Origin of the sequence: Streptomyces sp. NWU339 (assembly GCF_003143855.1) — a bacterium.
In the GTDB taxonomy this organism is placed as follows: domain Bacteria; phylum Actinomycetota; class Actinomycetes; order Streptomycetales; family Streptomycetaceae; genus Streptomyces.
Genome location: NZ_QFRK01000005.1, coordinates 152,127 through 170,626 on the forward strand (window position 1 = coordinate 152,127; position 18,500 = coordinate 170,626).

14 protein-coding genes are annotated in these 18,500 nt (G+C 72.5%); 11 read left to right on the forward strand and 3 right to left on the reverse strand.

What is annotated here, in order from left to right; all coding sequences use genetic code 11:
* Positions 1-70: 70 nt before the first annotated feature.
* On the reverse strand, positions 71-1,201 hold the full coding sequence (locus tag DIZ27_RS08815) for a helix-turn-helix domain-containing protein (RefSeq protein WP_109377757.1): 1,131 nt from the start codon (positions 1,199-1,201) through the stop codon (positions 71-73).
* A gap of 96 nt (positions 1,202-1,297) precedes the next feature.
* On the opposite strand from DIZ27_RS08815, the gene DIZ27_RS08820 reads away from it, so the two are divergent.
* On the forward strand, positions 1,298-2,923 hold the full coding sequence (locus DIZ27_RS08820) for a DUF6350 family protein (protein ID WP_219933599.1): 1,626 nt from the start codon (positions 1,298-1,300) through the stop codon (positions 2,921-2,923).
* Positions 2,924-2,963: 40 nt separating this feature from the next.
* On the opposite strand, the gene DIZ27_RS08825 is transcribed toward DIZ27_RS08820, so the two are convergent.
* Positions 2,964-3,758 carry a hypothetical protein gene (locus DIZ27_RS08825; RefSeq protein ID WP_109377758.1) on the reverse strand — a complete coding sequence of 265 codons (795 nt, stop codon included), beginning with the start codon at positions 3,756-3,758 and terminating at the stop codon, positions 2,964-2,966.
* Between the two features lie 356 nt (positions 3,759-4,114).
* Here DIZ27_RS08825 and purN point away from each other — a divergent pair, with 356 nt between their 5' ends.
* Complete coding sequence (gene purN / locus DIZ27_RS08830) at positions 4,115-4,753, forward strand: phosphoribosylglycinamide formyltransferase (RefSeq protein WP_109377759.1); 639 nt, start codon at positions 4,115-4,117, stop codon at positions 4,751-4,753.
* Entirely contained in the window at positions 4,750-6,312 is a 1,563-nt protein-coding gene (purH, locus tag DIZ27_RS08835; protein ID WP_109377760.1) for a bifunctional phosphoribosylaminoimidazolecarboxamide formyltransferase/IMP cyclohydrolase, read from the forward strand. The genes purN and purH overlap by 4 nt, the downstream gene beginning before the upstream one ends.
* Positions 6,313-6,544: 232 nt before the next feature.
* Here the strand turns inward: purH and DIZ27_RS08840 are convergent, their stop codons facing one another.
* Positions 6,545-7,114, reverse strand: coding sequence for a hypothetical protein (locus tag DIZ27_RS08840; protein ID WP_109377761.1), 570 nt, complete (start codon positions 7,112-7,114; stop codon positions 6,545-6,547).
* 398 nt (positions 7,115-7,512) lie between these two features.
* On the opposite strand from DIZ27_RS08840, the gene DIZ27_RS08845 reads away from it, so the two are divergent.
* The 8 genes from DIZ27_RS08845 (at position 7,513) to DIZ27_RS08880 (ending at position 18,500) form a co-directional block, all read left to right on the forward strand.
* Entirely contained in the window at positions 7,513-8,367 is an 855-nt protein-coding gene (locus DIZ27_RS08845) for a bifunctional methylenetetrahydrofolate dehydrogenase/methenyltetrahydrofolate cyclohydrolase (RefSeq protein WP_109377762.1), read from the forward strand.
* Positions 8,357-8,911 carry a DUF3017 domain-containing protein gene (locus DIZ27_RS08850; RefSeq protein ID WP_109377763.1) on the forward strand — a complete coding sequence of 185 codons (555 nt, stop codon included), beginning with the start codon at positions 8,357-8,359 and terminating at the stop codon, positions 8,909-8,911. Before DIZ27_RS08845 ends, DIZ27_RS08850 begins: the two co-directional genes overlap by 11 nt.
* A 486-nt stretch (positions 8,912-9,397) precedes the next feature.
* Positions 9,398-10,486: an XRE family transcriptional regulator gene (locus DIZ27_RS08855; RefSeq protein WP_109377764.1), complete on the forward strand. Its 1,089-nt coding sequence runs from the start codon at positions 9,398-9,400 to the stop codon at positions 10,484-10,486.
* A gap of 435 nt (positions 10,487-10,921) precedes the next feature.
* Positions 10,922-11,911, forward strand: a complete 990-nt coding sequence (locus tag DIZ27_RS08860; protein ID WP_109377765.1) for a malate dehydrogenase — start codon at positions 10,922-10,924, stop codon at positions 11,909-11,911.
* Between the two features lie 300 nt (positions 11,912-12,211).
* The gene (locus DIZ27_RS08865; protein WP_109377766.1) at positions 12,212-13,732 is read left to right on the forward strand and encodes an aldehyde dehydrogenase family protein; all 1,521 of its coding nucleotides are present in this window, start codon (positions 12,212-12,214) and stop codon (positions 13,730-13,732) included.
* Between the two features lie 183 nt (positions 13,733-13,915).
* Positions 13,916-15,451: a GMC family oxidoreductase gene (locus DIZ27_RS08870; protein WP_109377767.1), complete on the forward strand. Its 1,536-nt coding sequence runs from the start codon at positions 13,916-13,918 to the stop codon at positions 15,449-15,451.
* The gene (locus DIZ27_RS08875) at positions 15,451-16,557 is read left to right on the forward strand and encodes a glycine betaine/L-proline ABC transporter ATP-binding protein (protein ID WP_109377768.1); all 1,107 of its coding nucleotides are present in this window, start codon (positions 15,451-15,453) and stop codon (positions 16,555-16,557) included. The genes DIZ27_RS08870 and DIZ27_RS08875 overlap by 1 nt, the downstream gene beginning before the upstream one ends.
* Positions 16,557-18,500 carry a proline/glycine betaine ABC transporter permease gene (locus tag DIZ27_RS08880; RefSeq protein WP_109377769.1) on the forward strand — a complete coding sequence of 648 codons (1,944 nt, stop codon included), beginning with the start codon at positions 16,557-16,559 and terminating at the stop codon, positions 18,498-18,500. The genes DIZ27_RS08875 and DIZ27_RS08880 overlap by 1 nt, the downstream gene beginning before the upstream one ends.

The following is an 18,500-nucleotide window of genomic DNA, read 5'->3' on the forward strand; positions in this document are numbered from 1 at the left end:
GGCCCGTTCCCTCAGGGGGGACGGGCCCACCGTCGTTTCCGGCCGCGCCACCCGTCGCCATGCCGACCGGTCACCGCGGCTGCGGTGCCAGTCGTTGCGGGCCGTGCTGCAGCTCCTTCCGGAGCTTGTTCCGCAGCTTCCGTTCCGTGTCCGAAAGGGGGCCCGGGGCCATCTGCGGCGGCACCCCCTGGACGATCTCCCCGGGCGGCAGCGGTGGGTCGTAGCGGGTGGGCGCCGTGGCCAGGGTGAACGCGGTGGCGCCGATCAGGGCGACCGTGAAGGCGATGACGGCCCGGGTCCGGAACCGGGCCCTGCGCTCGCCGCCGCCCCGCACCTCCGGCGGCTTGGCGGACCGCAGGTGCTCGGAGGAGGCCAGCTCGGCCAGCCGTTCGTGCAGCACCCGCGGGTCCGACAACTCCGGCAGTCGGGCCGCGACGATCTCGTGCGCGTGCAGCAGCCGGCTCGCGGCCGCCCGCGTGCTGGCCTCCGTCTCCGCCGCGGTCTCCGGCAGGCCGAGGCCGACACCGTCGTAGAGCACGAGCGTACGGCGGTACGGCGGTGGCAGGTGCAGCAGGACGTCCAGCAACTCCCGGTCGGACGGCTCCGCGGGCGGCGGTTCCGGGCGCCGGTGGCAGGGCCGGAACCGGTGCCACGGGGACAGCGCCCACTCGTACGCCGCCGCACGCACCCAACCGGCCGGGTCGCGGTCGCGGGCCACTTCGGGCCAGCGGTCCCAGGCCAGTTGGAAGGCCCGCTCGACCGATTCGCGCGCCAGTCCGCGGCGGCCGGACAGCAGATACGCCTGCCGTACGAGCGCCGGGGCGCAGAAGGAGTACAGGGCGTCGAAGGCCTGAGCGGGTGTCAGGGCGGAGGGATCGCCGCCCTCTTGGCCGGACGGGGCGAGTGCCGCCTCGGAGTATTCGGAGTACGCGGAGCGATCAGGGTGTTCGAGGGGCCGCCCAGGCCGCTCGGACCGCCTGGGCCGCCCCGTGGGCGCGGGTGCCGTCGTGGCCGTCAGCAGTTTCGCGTACATCTCCCGCTTCCGGCCGCGCGGTGTGCTGCGACCGGACTCCCACGCACGCACCGTCTCTCGGCTGACGCCGATCCGCTTCGCGAGCTGAGCCTGCGTCAGCGAGCGGGATTCACGCAGGCGTCGCCGTTCCTCGGGCGAGGGGAGGGGGGTGGCAGGGCTCCGTGTCACAGGACGCCTCTTCGTGCGAGAAGGTACATAAAGTTATATTGAGCGACACAGCGGTGCTTCACCCGTTACGACGGGAAAGCGCGTGTCGTTGGGAGCATGACGGGTGTGATCCAGACGACTGCCCGCCGATTGACGCCGGCCCTGCTGCTCACCCGGATGCGTGACCGCCCGCCCGGACTGACCTCCGGTCTCCTCGGTGGTGCTCTCGCCGCGGGACTCGGACTCGCCGCGTTCGCCACGCTCGTGATCCTGCTGTGGATCAGCTCGCCCTACCCCGACAGCGGACCTGACGGCGCGCTGCACATCGCGGCGGCGCTGTGGCTGCTGGCGCACGGCACCGAGCTGATCCGCACCGACACGCTCTCCGGTGTGCCGGCGCCCCTGGGCGTTCCGCCGCTGCTGCTGCTCACGGTCCCGGTGTGGCTGCTGCACCGGGCGGCCCGCGACGCCACGGACGGGGACGCCTCGGACGAGGCTCCGCTCGTCGACGGCCCGACCGCATGGGCGGGCGTCGTCCTCGGCTACCTGGCCGTCGGTGTGCCCGCCGCGCTCTATGCCGCGGGTGGTGAGCTGCGGCCCGCGTGGGCGTCGGCCGGCGTGTGCGTTCCGCTGGTCGCCGTGCTGGCCGCGGGGGCGGGGGTGTGGCGGGCGTACGGCTGCCCCAGTGGGCCGCTGGAACGGACCGTGGGGGCACTGCTGCCGAGGGGGGTGCGTCATCTGCTCCTCGGCCCGGACGGACGCCTCGGGGTCGCGGCACGCGCGGCGACGGCCGGGGCCGCGGTGCTCGTCGGCGGCGGGGCACTGCTGCTGACGGTGTCGCTGGTGTGGCACGGCGGGGAAACCCAGGCGGCCTTCCTGCGGTTGACGGAGGGATGGTCGGGGCGGGCCGCGGTGCTGCTGCTCGGCGTCGTGCTGCTGCCGAACGCGGCGGTGTGGGCGGCGGCCTACGCGCTCGGCCCCGGGTTCCTCCTCGGGGCCGGCACCGCCGTGACCCCGTTCGCCTCCACCCCGGCCCCGCTGCTGCCCGCCTTCCCCCTGCTGGCGGCGGTGCCGGACGCGGGGCCGGGGACGCCGGTGAACTGGGCGGCCGGGGCGGTGCCGTTGGCGGCCGGTGTGGTGACGGGGTGGTTCGTCGGGAAGGGCGCCACGGCGACCGGACATCCGGCGCCGGCGGAACGGGAGGGCCGACGGTCGGGGCGGGCGCCGGACGCGGCCTGGTCGCGGAGCCGGATGGCCGGCGCCGCCGGGGCGGCGGCGGTGTTGTGCGCGACCCTGCTGGCGCTGTCCGCCGCGCTGGCGGGCGGGCCGATGGGGGTCGTGGCGCTCTCCCGCTTCGGGCCGGTGTGGTGGCAGACGGGAGGCGCGACGCTGGTGTGGATCGGACCGGTTGCCACGGCGACGGCCCTGGCGGTACGGGCACGGCGGTGCCGCACGCCTCGGGACGAACCGGTGGAACGGGCACCGGCGGGGGCGGGACCAGGGGCAGGGACGCAGGCGTGGGTGCCGAGGATCGGCAGGCCGCGCAGGCGGCCCCCGGAGGGCGAGGCGCGCACCACGGGCGCGCGACGGCCCCCGGGCGCCTCCAGCCCCTACGACTTCCTGCCCGCGGGTCCCGCCCCGGCCGGACCCGGTGCTCTCCCGGCTCCCGGCGCTCCCGCGGTTCCCCCCGCGCCCCGCGCCCCCGAGCCCCCGAACACACCCGAGCCGCCCCCCGCGGTGTGAGGGGCGGCTCGGGATGCGGGAGCGGCTGTCGGCAGGTCTCTCAGTCGGCCGTCCCGAGGAAGTTCCGGAGTTCGTCGGGCAGGAGGGTGTTGCAGGACTGCCTGGCCTCCTGGGTGAGGGCGTCATGCGTACAGGTGTAGTAGTCCCGGTACACCAGCTGTGCCGTGAAGTTGGCGGCGACCAGGGCGAGTGCCAGGGAGGCCGTGACCAGTCCGCTCACCGCGGCCGTGGTCTGCGGACGGCCCTTCTGCGCCGGTGCCGGGGAGTCGGGGTCGGAGGCCGCGCGGGGTTTGGCGCGCAGGGCGCTGATCGCCCAGTACAGGGCGAGCGCGCCCAGCAGCAGTGCGACGTAGGGCCAGCTGAACAGGGCGAAGAAGAAGGCCCACATGCCGGACAGCAGGGAGTAACGCGCCCGGCGCTGGACCGGGTCCGTCGGGTCCCAGCGCGGCCCGGGGCCCTGGGGCCCGCCGTTTCCGCCGCCCTGTCCCTCCGGGCTGCGCGGGCGATCGCCGAAGCCGCCCGAGGAACGGCCGGGTTGCCGGTCACTCCACCGCCCGCCCCACGGAGAGCGGCCGCCGTCTCCCCGGCCGCCACCGTCACCGCCCTCGTCGCCGGACGGGTGCCGGGGCTGCCAGGGCTGCTCGGGGGTCCCCTCCGGGGGCGGCGCGAACGGGTTGTTCTCCTCGGAGCCACGGCGCCGCTCGCCGTCGCTGCCCTCGCCCCGGGGCGTCTCGGGCGGCGAGGAGGGGCGCTCCCGCAGCAGCACGGCGCCACGCTCCCCTCCCTGTGCCGACGGCTGGGGGAACGTGAGGAATCGCAGGCTGCGGTCCGGCATCAAGTGAGCGTCTTCCCCTTTTTAACGAAGTGCGACTTCAACGAAGTGCGACTGATCAAGTACGGCTGGCCACGGACGACTTCCACGGCTGAGCCGGAATGTTCCGTCCGTTCTCCGGCCCCGGGCTCCTTCCTGTGAACGCTTGGTGCACAGGAGGCGTTCCCGGACCGGCTCTTCCCAGACGCTACCTTCCAGCCACGCCCCCGTCCCGTGAGGGCCGCCCAGTGTGCCGGTATCGTTGCTGACGGTCGGCCGCTTCGTAGGCTTCCCCGTATCCGAGGGAGCGAAGCATTCGTACGAATACACAAAGCGCAGTGCCTCCGGCCGCACGAGCGCTCCCGAGAAAGGGCCCCACCGTGGCCGCCAAGCCCGTGGCCGAGCGCCCCAGGCGCCTCGTCGTGCTGGTCTCCGGATCCGGCACCAACCTGCAGGCGCTCCTCGACGAGATCGCCGCCACCGGCACCGAGGCGTACGGAGCCGAGATCGTGGCCGTCGGCGCCGACCGTGAGGGCGTCGAGGGGCTCGCCCGCGCCGAGCGCGCCGGGCTGCCGACCTTCGTGTGCCGGGTCAAGGACTTCGCCGACCGCCAGGAGTGGGACGCGGCGCTCGCCGAGGCGGTCGCCGCCCACGCACCCGACCTCGTGGTGTCCGCCGGGTTCATGAAGATCGTGGGCAAGGAGTTCCTCGCGCGCTTCGGCGGGCGGTTCGTCAACACCCACCCCGCCCTGCTGCCCAGTTTTCCCGGAGCCCACGGCGTACGGGACGCGCTCGCGTACGGCGCCAGGGTCACCGGCTGCACCGTCCACTTCGTCGACGACGGTGTCGACACCGGGCCGATCATCGCGCAGGGCGTGGTGGAGGTCCGGGACGAGGACGACGAGAGCGCCCTGCACGAGCGCATCAAGGAAGTCGAGCGAAGGCTGCTCGTCGAGGTCGTGGGGCGGCTCGCCCGCAACGGCTATCGCATCGAGGGACGAAAGGTAGTTATCCAGTGACCGCCGAGAGCAACAAGCGGGCCATCCGACGGGCGCTCGTCAGCGTCTACGACAAGACCGGGCTCGAGGAGCTCGCCCGTGGCCTGCACGAGGCGGGCGTCGAACTCGTCTCCACCGGGTCCACGGCCGGCCGCATCTCCGCCGCAGGCGTCCCCGTCACCAAGGTCGAGGAGCTGACCGGCTTCCCCGAGTGCCTGGACGGCCGGGTCAAGACCCTGCACCCGAAGGTGCACGCCGGCATCCTCGCCGACCTGCGCCTCGACAGCCACCGGCAGCAGCTCGGCGAGCTGGGCGTGCAGCCGTTCGACCTGGTCGTGGTCAACCTCTACCCGTTCCGCGAGACCGTCGCCTCGGGCGCGACGCCCGACGAGTGCGTGGAGCAGATCGACATCGGCGGCCCCTCCATGGTCCGCGCCGCCGCCAAGAACCACCCGTCCGTCGCCGTGGTGACCGACCCCGCCCGGTACGCCGACGTCCTGTCCGCCGTCCGCGACGGCGGCTTCGACCTTGCCACCCGCAAACGTCTGGCCGCGGAGGCGTTCCGGCACACGGCCGCGTACGACGTGGCGGTCGCCTCCTGGTTCGCCTCCGACTACGCCCCCGTCGACGAGTCGGAGTTCCCCGACTTCCTCGGCGCCACCTGGGAGCGCAAGAACACCCTGCGCTACGGCGAGAACCCGCACCAGCCCGCCGCTTTGTACGTCTCCGGCACAGGCGGCCTCGCCGAGGCCGAGCAGCTGCACGGCAAGGAGATGTCGTACAACAACTACACGGACACCGACGCCGCGCTGCGTGCCGCGTACGACCACGCCGGGCCGGCCGTCGCGATCATCAAGCACGCCAACCCGTGCGGCATCGCGACCGGCGCGGACGTCGCCGAGGCGCACCGCAAGGCGCACGCCTGTGACCCGCTATCCGCGTTCGGCGGCGTGATCGCCGTCAACCGGCCGGTGTCCAAGGAGATGGCCGAGCAGGTCGCGGAGATCTTCACCGAGGTCATCGTCGCGCCGGACTACGAGGACGGCGCCCTCGAAGCCCTCACCAAGAAGAAGAACATCCGCGTGCTGCGCGCCCCCGAGGCGCCGGCCGCCCCCGTCGAGGTGAAGCCGATCGACGGCGGAGCCCTGCTCCAGGTCACCGATCGCCTCCAGGCCGAGGGCGACGACCCGGCCACCTGGACGCTGGCCAGCGGCGAGGCCCTCTCCGAGGCGGAGCTGGCCGAGCTGGCCTTCGCGTGGCGGGCCTGCCGGGCCGTGAAGTCCAACGCGATCCTGCTCGCCAAGGACGGCGCCTCGGTCGGCGTAGGCATGGGCCAGGTCAACCGCGTCGACTCCGCGAAGCTGGCGGTGGAACGGGCCGGCTCCGAGCGCGCCCAGGGCGCCTATGCCGCCTCGGACGCCTTCTTCCCCTTCCCGGACGGCCTGGAGATCCTCACCGAGGCGGGCGTCAAGGCCGTGGTCCAGCCGGGCGGTTCGGTCCGTGACGAGCAGGTCGTCGAGGCGGCGAAGAAGGCCGGCGTCACGATGTACTTCACCGGGACGCGGCACTTCTTCCACTGACGGACCGTCCGCCCGGCCGCTCACACGGGCGACCGGGCGGGCGAACCCCCTGCTTGTCCACCCCGTACCGGCCGACCTCGGGGACACCACGGGCGCGCCGGCCCGGGCCGGAGACGGCCTCCTGCTGCTTTCGCAGTTTCCGGATCCGCTCGCTCCGGACGCGCCGAGGGCCGTGTCCCACCCGTTCGGGGAGACACGGCCCTCGGCGGCGGTGTGCTCGGGGCGGTCGCCCTCAGTAGCGCGGGCGGTTGAACCAGGCGCTGCCCGCGGCGTTGCCGACGAACACGGCGATCAGGATCGCCAGCACCGTGTGGATCAGGCCCACGAAGACGAAGGGGTAGATGCCGAGGATGGCGGTGATGATGCCGAAGATCAGCGCGGTGATGCGGACACCGTTGCCGCCCTTGCCGAACTTGACGGCCAGCACGAGCGCGAACACGCCCCACACCAGCGCGAACAGGGTCAGACCCCAGAGCAGGCCGGACGAGTAGTCGGCGAGCTGCTCGAACGCGGGCTCCTCACTCAGCGCCGGGTCGCTCTTCGCGGCCTCCACGCCCACGGCACTGATCGCGAACAGCGCCACGCCGATGAGCTGCAGGCCCACAATGACCCACAGCAGCACACGTGCCGTGCTCACCGTTCCCGGCATGGACGTCGGCACCGGGGCACCGGGGTAGGCACCCACCGGCGGCGCCGCCGGATAGCCGTACCCCTGCTGGGGCTGCTGGGGGTAGCCGTAGCCGGGCTGGCCGGGCTGCTGCTGCGGCTGTCCGTAGGGGTTGTTCGGGTCGCCGAAACTCATGGCGCTTCTTCCTCCGTTTTTCGCTGCGGGTGCGGGGACGACGCGGGGCGCGGTTCGGAGGAAGTTCTGCAGACGCGGTCCGTCCCCCCGGTTCTTGCCCGCGGCACCGTGCCGTTCATCGTTCTTGACCGATCTGCCGATTGTCCAGCCGCAGTCGGTATGTGTTGTGCAAGTGCAACATTGCTGATCTTGGCCGGATACGGGTGAAACATGGCCGGTCCGAGGGTGGACTGAAGGTGAAATATGGGATCGCGAACCTCGCGGTCGCCCGGGACGAGCCGGGGACGCGGCCGGAGCACGTCCGGAACGCGTCCGGAGCACAGGCGGAACGCGTCCGGAGCACGGGTCGAACGCGCGCGGATTGGAACAGGGACCCGGTCATCCGCGAGGATGGGTCCATGACCGCCCAGATTCTCGATGGCAAGGCCACCGCAGCAGCGATCAAGTCCGATCTGACCGCCCGCGTGGCGGCGCTGAAGGAGAAGGGCGTCGCGCCCGGCCTCGGCACGATCCTCGTCGGCGACGATCCCGGCAGCCAGAAGTACGTCGCCGGCAAGCACCGCGACTGCGCCCAGGTCGGCATCGCCTCCATCCAGCGGGAGCTGCCCGACACGGCCACGCAGGAGGAGATCGAGGCGGTCGTCCGCGACCTGAACGAGGACCCGGCCTGCACCGGATACATCGTCCAGCTGCCGCTGCCCAAGGGCATCGACGAGAACCGCATCCTCGAACTCATGGACCCGGACAAGGACGCCGACGGCCTCCACCCGATGAACCTCGGCCGCCTCGTCCTGAACGAGCCGGCCCCGCTGCCCTGCACCCCCAACGGCGTCCTCACCCTGCTGCGCCGCTACGGCGTGGAGATCAAGGGCGCCGAGGTCGTGGTCGTCGGCCGCGGAGTGACCATCGGCCGTCCGATGCCGCTGCTGCTGACCCGGCGCAGCGAGAACGCCACCGTGACCCAGTGCCACACCGGCACCCGCGACCTGTCGGCGCACCTGAAGCGCGCGGACATCATCGTCGCCGCCGCCGGCTCCGCCCATCTCGTCCGCGCGGAGGACGTCAAGCCCGGTGCGGCCGTCCTGGACGTCGGGGTCTCCCGCAACGCCGAGGGCAAGATCGTGGGTGACGTTCACCCGGACGTGGCCGAGGTGGCCGGCTGGGTCTCCCCGAACCCCGGCGGTGTCGGCCCGATGACCCGGGCCCAGCTGCTGGTCAACGTGGTGGAGGCGGCAGAGCGCAGTGTCGGCTGACAGCGACGCCCGTGAGGGGCAGGCCCCCGGGTCGGCGCCGGAGCAGCCTCAGGCGCAGGAGTCGGCCTCGGCGCGGGCCGAGAACGCCGAGGCCCCCGACCTCGCCGAGGCCCCCGACCCCGTCAGCGCGCCCGACGCCGAGGGGAAGCCGCGGCGCACCACCCGCCGCTTCCCGCGGTTCACCAGGGACACCGCCCGCCCGGAGGGCGGCGGCCGGGCCGCCGCCGGTGACGCCCCCGCGCCCGCCCGGCAGTGGCCGATCCTCGCCGTGCTGCTCACGGCCGGGCTCGGCCTGCTGCTGACCGTGTTCGACCTGTTCCGGATCGGCACGCTGCTGATCGGCGTGGCGCTGCTGGCGGGCGGTGTGCTCCGCTGGGCGCTGCCGGGTGTCGGCATGCTCGCCGTGCGCTCCCGCTTCACGGACATCGTCACGTACGGCGTGCTGGGGCTGGCGATCGTGCTGCTGGCGCTGATGGTGCAGCCGGATCCCAAGCTGAAGATCCCGTTCCTGGAGGACCTGCTGCACTTCACGGTCAGCGGTTAGCGGGGCCTGTCCCGGGATGATCCGGGGAATCCGGGAGACGTAGCGGAACGGTCACTTCCGTGCCACAGCGCCCGGACAGCCGTTGAACAGGGGGTTCGGCGTGCAGGAAGGTTGTTTCCGGCGGCGGCCCGTCCTTTCACGGGGGTGAGGACGGGCCGCCGTTCACGGCAGGGCGGGCACTTCGGACGACCGGCGGGACCGGCGGGACCGGCGTGGCAATCCTGATGATCCCGGGCAATCCGCGCCGCCCTCCCGCGTTGTGCCCGGTTCTGTTCGGTCGAGGGGGCTGCCGGTGGGAGACTGGGCCACGAGCGAGCGAGCGCGCGACGGCGCATGCCCGCGGCCCTGACGCTCCTGTGCGCCCCCACCCCGGGAACTGAGATCCTGACTGGCGGCATCCATGTGGGTAGCCGGAACGGCGACTCGGCAGAGGGCCACCACGCGCGAGGGACATACCAGTACGACCGGGGGAAGAGGGGGGAAGCAATGCCTCGTTGGAAGGCCTTGCCGGATGAACTCGATCCGCAGATCAGGGAGTTCACGAGCCAGCTCAGGCGCGTCGTGGACCGCAGCGGCCTGAGCGTCGCGTCGGTCTCCGACCGCACGGGCTACAGCAAGACGTCCTGGGAGCGTTATCTGAACGGCCGGCTGCTCGCGCCCAAGGGCGCGATCGTGGCCCTGGCCGAGGTCACCGGAACCAATCCGGTGCACCTGACCACCATGTGGGAGCTGGCCGAGCGGGCCTGGAGCCGCTCGGAGATGCGGCACGACATGACGATGGAGGCGATCAGGATCTCGCAGGCGCGCTCCGCGCTGAGCGAGCTCGCCGGACCGCCGTCGAACGGCGGGGGCGGCAGGGGCCGCAAAGGCGGCGGTGCTCCGGTCCGGCCGGGCGTCGCCGGGCCGGCCGGCGTCTCACCGGCCGTGCCGCCGCAGCCGACCGCCTCGGACGTCCGTGACGCCTCCGGGGCGAACTCCTGGGGCATGGCCGGGTACGCCGGGCCCGCCCCGTCGGGCCGCCGCGGCGCCGCCCCTCCCGCGCCGCCCCGGGGCGGCGGAGGCCGTGGCGGCTCCGGTGGCCCGGACGGCAAGCGGCGGACGGGGATGTTCCTCACGGGCGCCGTCGGAGTGCTGGTGGTGATCGCCGCCGCGTTCTACGTCATCGGGAGCGACGACGGCAAGAAGGGCGAAGCCGGGAAGTCCCCCTCGCCCACCGCCTCCGCACCCGTGGACCTGCCCGCCGGAGTGAAGTGCAGCGGCGACGGCTGCGACGGCAAGGACGCGGAGAACATGGGGTGCAGCGGAGACCTCGTGACCACCACGCAGACGGCGACCGTCGGTGCCACCACGGTCGAGGTCCGCTACAGCAAGACCTGCGGCGCCGCATGGGGCCGTATCACCCAGGCCGCACAGGGTGACGAGGTCGAGATCGCCGGGGGGAAGTCGAAGCAGAGCGACAGCATCACCGAGGTCGGCGACACGGTCGCCTACACCCCGATGATGGCGGTCGAGAGCGCCGCACAGGCCAAGGCCTGCGTGGTACTGGCCTCCGGTGAGGAGGGGTGCACGGAGTAGGGCGGTGCCGAGGCGGCGGGCCGGGCGCGCCGTGCAGCCGCCCGTGAAGTTCGTGGCGCGGTGTGCGCATGGGACGGCGGAACCGGGGCACGTGAACCTCACCCCCACGGGAGTCCGGCACGATCGGTCCCCCGATCGGCGGCCGCCTCCGCCCCTCTCCCGGACAGGCGGCCGCCTTCCCCGGGCACGCTCGTGTACACGTTCGTCACTCTGTGGGACTGACCACATGGAGCCTGGACGTCCACGATCGTGGATGCCGCGATAGCCTGATCGCTGGATCTCTCTTGACGCCAAGAGATCGATCACCGGTACTCGCCACGATGACCCGTCCGCACCGGTGATCGATCATCGTGGCGGGCACCGGTCACGCGCCGGAGCGGGATCCGTACCCCGGGGCCGGGACGCCCCACCGCCAGCTGTCATACGGAGAACGCCATGACCCGCACTCCCGTGAACGTCACCGTCACCGGCGCGGCCGGCCAGATCGGTTACGCCCTGCTCTTCCGCATCGCCTCAGGCCAGCTGCTCGGCGCGGACGTGCCGGTCAAGCTGCGCCTGCTGGAGATCACCCCCGCGCTCAAGGCGGCCGAGGGCACGGCCATGGAGCTGGACGACTGCGCGTTCCCGCTCCTGCAGGGCATCGACATCACGGACGACCCGAACGTGGCCTTCGACGGCGCCAACGTCGCCCTGCTCGTGGGTGCCCGTCCGCGCACCAAGGGCATGGAGCGCGGTGACCTCCTGGAGGCCAACGGCGGCATCTTCAAGCCGCAGGGCCAGGCCATCAACGCCCACGCCGCGGACGACGTCCGGGTGCTGGTGGTGGGCAACCCGGCCAACACCAACGCGCTCATCGCCCAGGCCGCCGCCCCGGACGTACCGGCCGAGCGCTTCACCGCGATGACCCGTCTGGACCACAACCGGGCGCTGACCCAGCTGGCGAAGAAGACGGGTTCGACGGTCTCCGACATCAAGCGCCTGACCATCTGGGGCAACCACTCCGCCACCCAGTACCCGGACATCTTCCACGCCACCGTCGCCGGCAAGAACGCCGCCGAGGTCGTGAACGACGAGAAGTGGCTGGCCGAGGACTTCATCCCGACCGTCGCCAAGCGCGGTGCCGCGATCATCGAGGCCCGTGGCGCCTCGTCGGCCGCCTCCGCCGCCAACGCGGCCATCGACCACGTCCACACCTGGGTCAACGGCACCGCGGACGGCGACTGGGTCTCCATGGGCATCCCGTCGGACGGCTCCTACGGCGTCCCCGAGGGTCTGATCTCCTCCTTCCCGGTCACCGTGAAGGACGGTAAGTACGAGATCGTCCAGGGCCTGGAGATCAACGACTTCTCCCGCGCCCGCATCGACGCCTCCGTCAAGGAGCTCGAGGAGGAGCGGGAGGCGGTCCGCGGCCTCGGCCTCATCTGATCCCGTCGGCTCCGCCGACTCCATCCGATCCGTCGGATCCGTCCGACGGGCTCCTGGCCAAGGGCCCCGTACCGGTCTCCACCGGTACGGGGCCCTTTCGCGTCGCGGGCGCATGGGTTTCCACCCTTTCGGCCGCATCTTCCGTGACGTAGCACACCTCCGGGCATGAATCGCGCATGCATTCGGGTCTTGTGGGAAGGCGCCCTCCCGTTCCGTGGGTGACGCCCGTGTGACTCGACCTGGTCACTGGACCTGTGTCACTCATGGGCGCTGAACAGGAACGGAAGGCAGCAGGCGATCATGGCGGACAGTACAGAGCTCCAGGTGCGTACCTCGATCCACGCGGGAGGCGAGTGGCGAGCAGCCCTCTCGGGAGCCACCCGCGAGATCCTCGACCCCGCGGACGCGCTGCCGTTCGCCGTGGTCGCGGAGGGCGACGAGAAGGACGCCGACCTGGCGGTGGCCGCCGCCCGGCGGGCGTTCGACGAGGGCCCGTGGCCGCACACCCCCGTCGCCGAGCGGGCCGCGCTGCTGCGCCGCGTCGCCGGTCTCCTCGTCCGGGACAGGGAGGCGCTCGGCCTGCTGGAGAGCCGGGACGCGGGCAAGACCGTCGAGGAGGGGCGCGTCGACATCGACTGTGTCGCCGATGCCTTCCGCTACTTCGCCGACCTGGTCGCCGGGGAGGCCCCCGGCCGGGTCGTCGACGCGGGCTCCCCTGACGTCCACAGCGTCGTCGTGCATGAGCCCGTCGGTGTCTGCGCGATGATCACGCCCTGGAACTATCCGCTGCTCCAGGCCAGTTGGAAGATCGCCCCCGCCCTCGCGGCCGGCAACACCTTCGTCGTCAAGCCCAGCGAGATCACCCCGCTGACCACCGTGGCGCTCATCGACCTGCTGATCGAGGCGGGGCTGCCCACCGGGGTCGCCAACATCGTCACCGGGCCCGGTCACACCGTCGGCGCCCGGCTGGCCGAGCACCCCGACGTCGACCTGGTCTCCTTCACCGGCGGACTGGTCAGCGGCACCAAGGTCGCCCAGGCCGCCGCGCCGAGCGTGAAGAAGGTAGCCCTCGAACTCGGCGGCAAGAACCCCAACGTGGTCTTCGCCGACGCCTGCGCCACCAGGGACGGCTTCGACACCGCCGTCGACCAGGCCCTCAACGCGGCCTTCATCCACAGCGGCCAGGTCTGCTCGGCGGGCGCCCGGCTCATCGTCGAGGAGTCGGTCCGCGACCGCTTCGTCGACGAACTCGCCCGCCGCGCCGAGAAGATCAGGCTCGGCCGGGGCACCGCGGACGGCGTCGAGTGCGGACCGCTGGTCTCCGAACAGCAGCGCGACAAGATCGAGGCGTATGTCGCCTCCGCGCTGAAGGAGGGGGCGGTGCTGCGCTCCGGCGGCAAGCGGCCGGAGCCGTCCGCCGACCGGCCCGAGGCCGGCTACTTCTACGAGCCGACCGTCCTCGACCACTGCCACCGCGAGATGCGGGTCGTGCGCGAGGAGGTGTTCGGACCGGTCCTCACCGTCGAGACCTTCCGCACCGAGGACGAGGCCGTCGCCCTCGCCAACGACACCGAGTACGGGCTGGCCGGCGCCGTCTGGACCGCCGACGCGGGCCGCGCCCGGCGGGTGGCCGGGCGGCTGCGCCACGGCACCGTGTGGATCAACGACTTCCACCCCTACCTCCCGCAGGCGGAGTGGGGCGGCTTCGGCAAGAGCGGAGTGGGCCGCGAACTCGGCCCGGCCGGCCTCGCCGAGTACCGCGAGACCAAGCACGTCTACCAGAACCTCGCGCCGAAGCCGGTGCGTTGGTTCGCGGGCTGAGCCGCCACCGCAGAGCGGCACCCGGAGTGAACGCGGTGCGTGCGGCCCGGGCCGCACGCACCGCGTGATGCCGTACCGCTTCGAACGACACCCCCGGCCAGGGCTCCGCCCGAGGCCCGCCGACATCGCTCGGCACCCTTTGTCCCCCTGTCCCGTCTTCGAGTCCCCGTAGGAGCAACCTCCATGCCGGATCACACCCACGAACGCACGTACGACTACGTTGTCATCGGCGGCGGTACCGCAGGGTCCGTCATCGCCTCCCGGCTGACCGAGAACCCGGACGTCACCGTCGCGGTCATCGAGGGCGGCCCCAGCGACGTCGGCCGCGACGACGTGCTGACCCTGCGCCGCTGGATGGGCCTGCTCGGTGGCGAGCTGGACTACGACTACCCCACCACCGAGCAGCCACGCGGTAATTCGCACATCCGGCACAGCCGGGCCCGGGTCCTCGGCGGATGCTCCTCGCACAACACCCTGATCGCCTTCAAGCCGCTCCCGTCCGACTGGGACGAGTGGGAGCAGGCCGGTGCCAAGGGCTGGGGCGCGGTGCAGATGGAGGCGTACTACGCCCGGCTCAAGAACAACATCGTCCCGGTCGACGAGAAGGACCGGAACGCCATCGCCCGTGACTTCGTCGACGCCGCCCAGGGCGCGCTGGGCGTGCCGCGGGTCGAGGGCTTCAACAAGAAGCCGTTCGACGACGGCGTCGGCTTCTTCGACCTCGCTTACCACCCGGAGAACAACAAGCGCTCCTCGGCGTCGGTCGCGTATCTGCACCCGGTGATGGACGAACGCCCCAACCTGACGATCATGCTGGAGACCTGGGCGTACCGGCTGGAGCTGAACGGCACGCGCGCCGAGGGGGTCCACGTCCGCACCAAGGACGGCGAGGAGATCCTCGTACGGGCCCGCAACGAAGTCCTGCTGTGCGCCGGCGCGGTCGACTCGCCCCGGCTGCTGCTGCACTCCGGCATCGGTCCGAAGGCCGACCTGGAGGCGCTCGGCATACCCGTGGCGCACGACCTCCCCGGGGTCGGCGAGAACCTGCTCGACCACCCCGAGTCGGTGATCGTCTGGGAGACCGACGGCCCCATCCCGGACAACTCCGCGATGGACTCCGACGCGGGCCTGTTCGTGCGCCGCGACCCCGAACACGCGGGTCCCGACCTGATGTTCCACTTCTACCAGATCCCGTTCACGGACAATCCGGAGCGACTGGGCTACCAGCGGCCGGAGTTCGGCGTCTCCATGACCCCGAACATCCCCAAGCCGAAGAGCCGCGGCAGGCTCTACCTGACCAGCGCCGACCCCGAGGTCAAGCCCGCGCTGGACTTCCGCTACTTCACCGACGAGGACGACTACGACGGCCGTACCCTCGTCGACGGCATCCGCATCGCCCGCGAGATCGCGAAGACCGAGCCGCTGGCCCGCTGGCTCAAGCGCGAGGTGGCCCCCGGCCCGGACATCACGGGTGACGAGGAGCTCAGCGAGTACGCCCGCAAGGTCGCCCACACCGTCTACCACCCGGCGGGCACCTGCAAGATGGGGGCGGCGGACGACGAAACAGCCGTCGTCGACCCCGAGTTGAGGATTCGCGGCCTGCAGGGCATCCGGATCGCCGACGCCTCCGTCTTCCCGACCATGACCGCCGTGAACCCGATGATCGGCGTGCTGATGGTCGGCGAGCGGGCCGTCGACCTGATCGGGAGCGATGCGTGATGAGTACCACCACCGCTGCCGCAGCGCCCGCCGATCCAGGGGCCGGCTCACCCGTCTTCTCCGTCGACGGACTGTGGAAGGTCTTCGGCCCGAAGGCCGATCGTGTGCCCGGCGACCCCGAACTCGCCGCGCTCGACCCGGCCGAACTGCGCGCCCGCACCGGGTGCACGGCCGCCGTCCGGGACGTCGGCTTCGACGTCCGTAAGGGCGAGGTCTTCGTCGTCATGGGCCTGTCCGGCTCCGGCAAGTCCACACTGGTGCGCTGTCTGACCCGGCTGATCGAGCCGACCGCGGGCACCATCGCCATCGACGGCGAGGACGTCCGCGCCATGGACAAGGCACGGCTGCGCGAACTGCGCCGGCACCGCGCCGCCATGGTCTTCCAGCACTTCGGGCTGCTGCCGCACCGCACCGTCCTCGACAACGTGGCCTACGGCCTGGAGATCCAGGGCATGGGTAAGGCACAGCGGCGCGAGAAGGCCGCCGAGGTCGTCGCCAAGGTCGGCCTGGCGGGCATGGAGCAGCGCAGACCCTCCCAGCTCTCCGGCGGCCAGCGCCAGCGCGTCGGGCTCGCCCGCGCCCTCGTCGTCGACCCCGAGGTGCTGCTGTTCGACGAGCCGTTCAGCGCGCTCGACCCCCTCATCCGGCGCGACATGCAGGAGGAGGTGGTCCGGCTGCACCGCGAGGAGGGCCGCACGATGGTCTTCATCACCCACGACCTCGGCGAGGCCCTGAAGCTGGGCGACCGCATCGCCCTCATGCGCGACGGACAGGTGGTCCAGCTGGGCACCCCCGAGGAGATCGTGGGCTCGCCCGCCGACGACTACGTCCGTGACTTCGTCCGGGACGTCCCGCGCGAACAGGTCCTCACCGTCCGTACGGCCATGCGCCCCGCCTCCTCGGCGGAAGCGGCCGGCGGCGGCCCCGCCGTCCGTCCGGACGCCACGGTGTCGGAGGCCATCGAGGCCGTCGCCCGCGGGGGCGGTCCGGCCCGGGTCCTCGACGAGGGCCGTTGCCTGGGCATCGTCGACTCCGACGCGCTGCTGTCGGTGATCGCGGGAACGGAGCAGCCCGCCGGGACGGAGCTGCCCGAGGAGGCCGTCTGATGGTGACCGTCACCGCAGTCGCCCCCCGGACCGGCCGGTCCGGTCTGCTCGGACACCTCGCCGTGCGCAAGCTCCTGCTGCTCACCGTGGCAGCCGCGGCCCTCGTCCCGTTCGCCGTCGCGCGCTGGGCCGGCGGCAGCTGGCCCGAGGCGCTGACCGTGGACGTCTCCGGACCGCTGGCCGGGGCCAGTGACTGGATCATCGACAACCGGGACTCCCACCCCCTCTTCCTGTACTTCTTCGGCCACGTCAGCAACGTCGTCGTCGTCACCGTACGGGCCGTCTACCTCGCCCTCCTCGCCGTCGGATGGGCGGGGGTGACCGCCCTCGCCGGACTCGTCGCCTGGCGCGTCGCGGGCATCCGCCTCGCACTCGGCACCGCCGTCGCGTTCCTCGCCTGCGGACTGCTCGGCATGTGGGTGCCCACCATGCAGACGCTCGCCCTGATGGTGGTCGCGGTCACCGCGTCCGTCGTCGTCGGCGCGCTGCTCGGGCTCGCCGCCGGGCTCTCCGACCGGATGGACCGCGTCCTGCGCCCGGTCCTGGACACCATGCAGGTGCTCCCCGCCTTCGCCTACCTCCTGCCGGTCGTGCTGATCTTCGGCATCGGCGTCCCGGCCGCCGTCCTCGCCACGGTCGTCTACGCCGCGCCGCCCATGGCCCGGCTGACCGCGCTCGGTCTGCGGGGCGCCGACAAGGAGGTGCTGGAGGCGGTCGAGTCGCTCGGCACCACCTCCCGCCAGCGTCTGCTGACCGCCCGCATCCCGCTGGCCCGCAAGGAACTCCTCCTGGGGCTCAACCAGACGATCATGATGGCGCTGTCCATGGCCGTCATCGCCTCGGTGATCGGCGCGGGCGGTCTCGGCGACCGCGTCTACCAGGCGCTGGCCTCCGTCGACGTGGGCGCGGCCCTCGCCGCCGGCATCCCGATCGTGCTGCTCGCCGTCGTCCTCGACCGAGTGACCGGGGCGGCCGGGGCGAACCTCGGCCAGGCGCCCAGGCCCCGCACGCACTGGCTGTACGTCGTGGCCGGCGCCGCGGTCGTGGCCGTCGCCGGACGGCTGACGGCACGCCTGGAGTGGCCCGACGGATGGGTCGTGTCCATCGTCGAGCCGGTCAACCGGGCCGTCGGCTGGATGACCGACCACCTGTACTCGGGCGTCCCCGTCGTCGGCGGCACCGCCGACTGGGCCGCACGCTTCACCACCTGGGTCCTCGACCCGATCCGCGACGGACTGCAGTGGCTGCCCTGGTGGTCGGTGCTGCTCGTCGTCGCCACCCTGGCCTGGCTGATCGGCACCTGGCGCACCGCGCTCACCGCCGTCCTCGCCATGGCCGCCATCGGGGTGCTCGGCGTGTGGAACCCGTCCCTCGACACGCTCTCCCAGGTCCTCGCGGCCGTCGCCGTCACCCTGGTCGTCGGCTTCGCGACGGGCATCGCCGCGGCACGCAGCGACCGCGTCGACCGTCTGCTGCGGCCCGTGCTGGACGTGTTCCAGACGATGCCGCAGTTCGTGTACCTGATCCCGGTCGTCGCCCTGTTCGGCGTCGGCCGCGCCCCCGCCGCCGCCGCGGCCGTCGTCTACGCGCTGCCGGCCGTCGTCCGCATCACCGCGCAAGGGCTGCGCCAGGTCGACCCGGCGGCTTTGGAGTCGGCCCGCTCGCTCGGCGCGACCAGCGCCCAGCAGCTGCGCCAGGTCCAGCTCCCGCTGGCCCGCCCGGCGCTGCTCCTCGCCGTCAACCAGGGCGTGGTCCTGGTGCTCGCCGTCGTCATCATCGGCGGCATGGTCGGCGGTGGCGCACTCGGCTACGACGTCGTCTTCGGCCTCGCCCAGGGTGACCTGGCGACCGGCCTGGTCGCCGGTGCCGCGATCGTCTGCCTGGGCCTGATGCTCGACCGGGTGACCCAGCCCACCGAACGCCGCGCGAAGAAGGGAGCCTGA

Bases quoted from the DNA above. Each gene is read 5' to 3' on its own strand.
- DIZ27_RS08840 (WP_109377761.1), bottom strand. From the start codon at position 7,114: ATGAGTTTCGGCGACCCGAACAACCCCTACGGACAGCCGCAGCAGCAG.
- DIZ27_RS08870 (WP_109377767.1), top strand. From the start codon at position 13,916: ATGCCGGATCACACCCACGAACGCACGTACGACTACGTTGTCATCGGC.
- DIZ27_RS08845 (WP_109377762.1), top strand. From the start codon at position 7,513: ATGACCGCCCAGATTCTCGATGGCAAGGCCACCGCAGCAGCGATCAAG.
- DIZ27_RS08820 (WP_219933599.1), top strand. From the start codon at position 1,298: ATGACGGGTGTGATCCAGACGACTGCCCGCCGATTGACGCCGGCCCTG.
- DIZ27_RS08825 (WP_109377758.1), bottom strand. From the start codon at position 3,758: ATGCCGGACCGCAGCCTGCGATTCCTCACGTTCCCCCAGCCGTCGGCA.
- DIZ27_RS08865 (WP_109377766.1), top strand. From the start codon at position 12,212: ATGGCGGACAGTACAGAGCTCCAGGTGCGTACCTCGATCCACGCGGGA.
- DIZ27_RS08860 (WP_109377765.1), top strand. From the start codon at position 10,922: ATGACCCGCACTCCCGTGAACGTCACCGTCACCGGCGCGGCCGGCCAG.
- DIZ27_RS08875 (WP_109377768.1), top strand. From the start codon at position 15,451: ATGAGTACCACCACCGCTGCCGCAGCGCCCGCCGATCCAGGGGCCGGC.
- DIZ27_RS08855 (WP_109377764.1), top strand. From the start codon at position 9,398: ATGCCTCGTTGGAAGGCCTTGCCGGATGAACTCGATCCGCAGATCAGG.
- DIZ27_RS08880 (WP_109377769.1), top strand. From the start codon at position 16,557: ATGGTGACCGTCACCGCAGTCGCCCCCCGGACCGGCCGGTCCGGTCTG.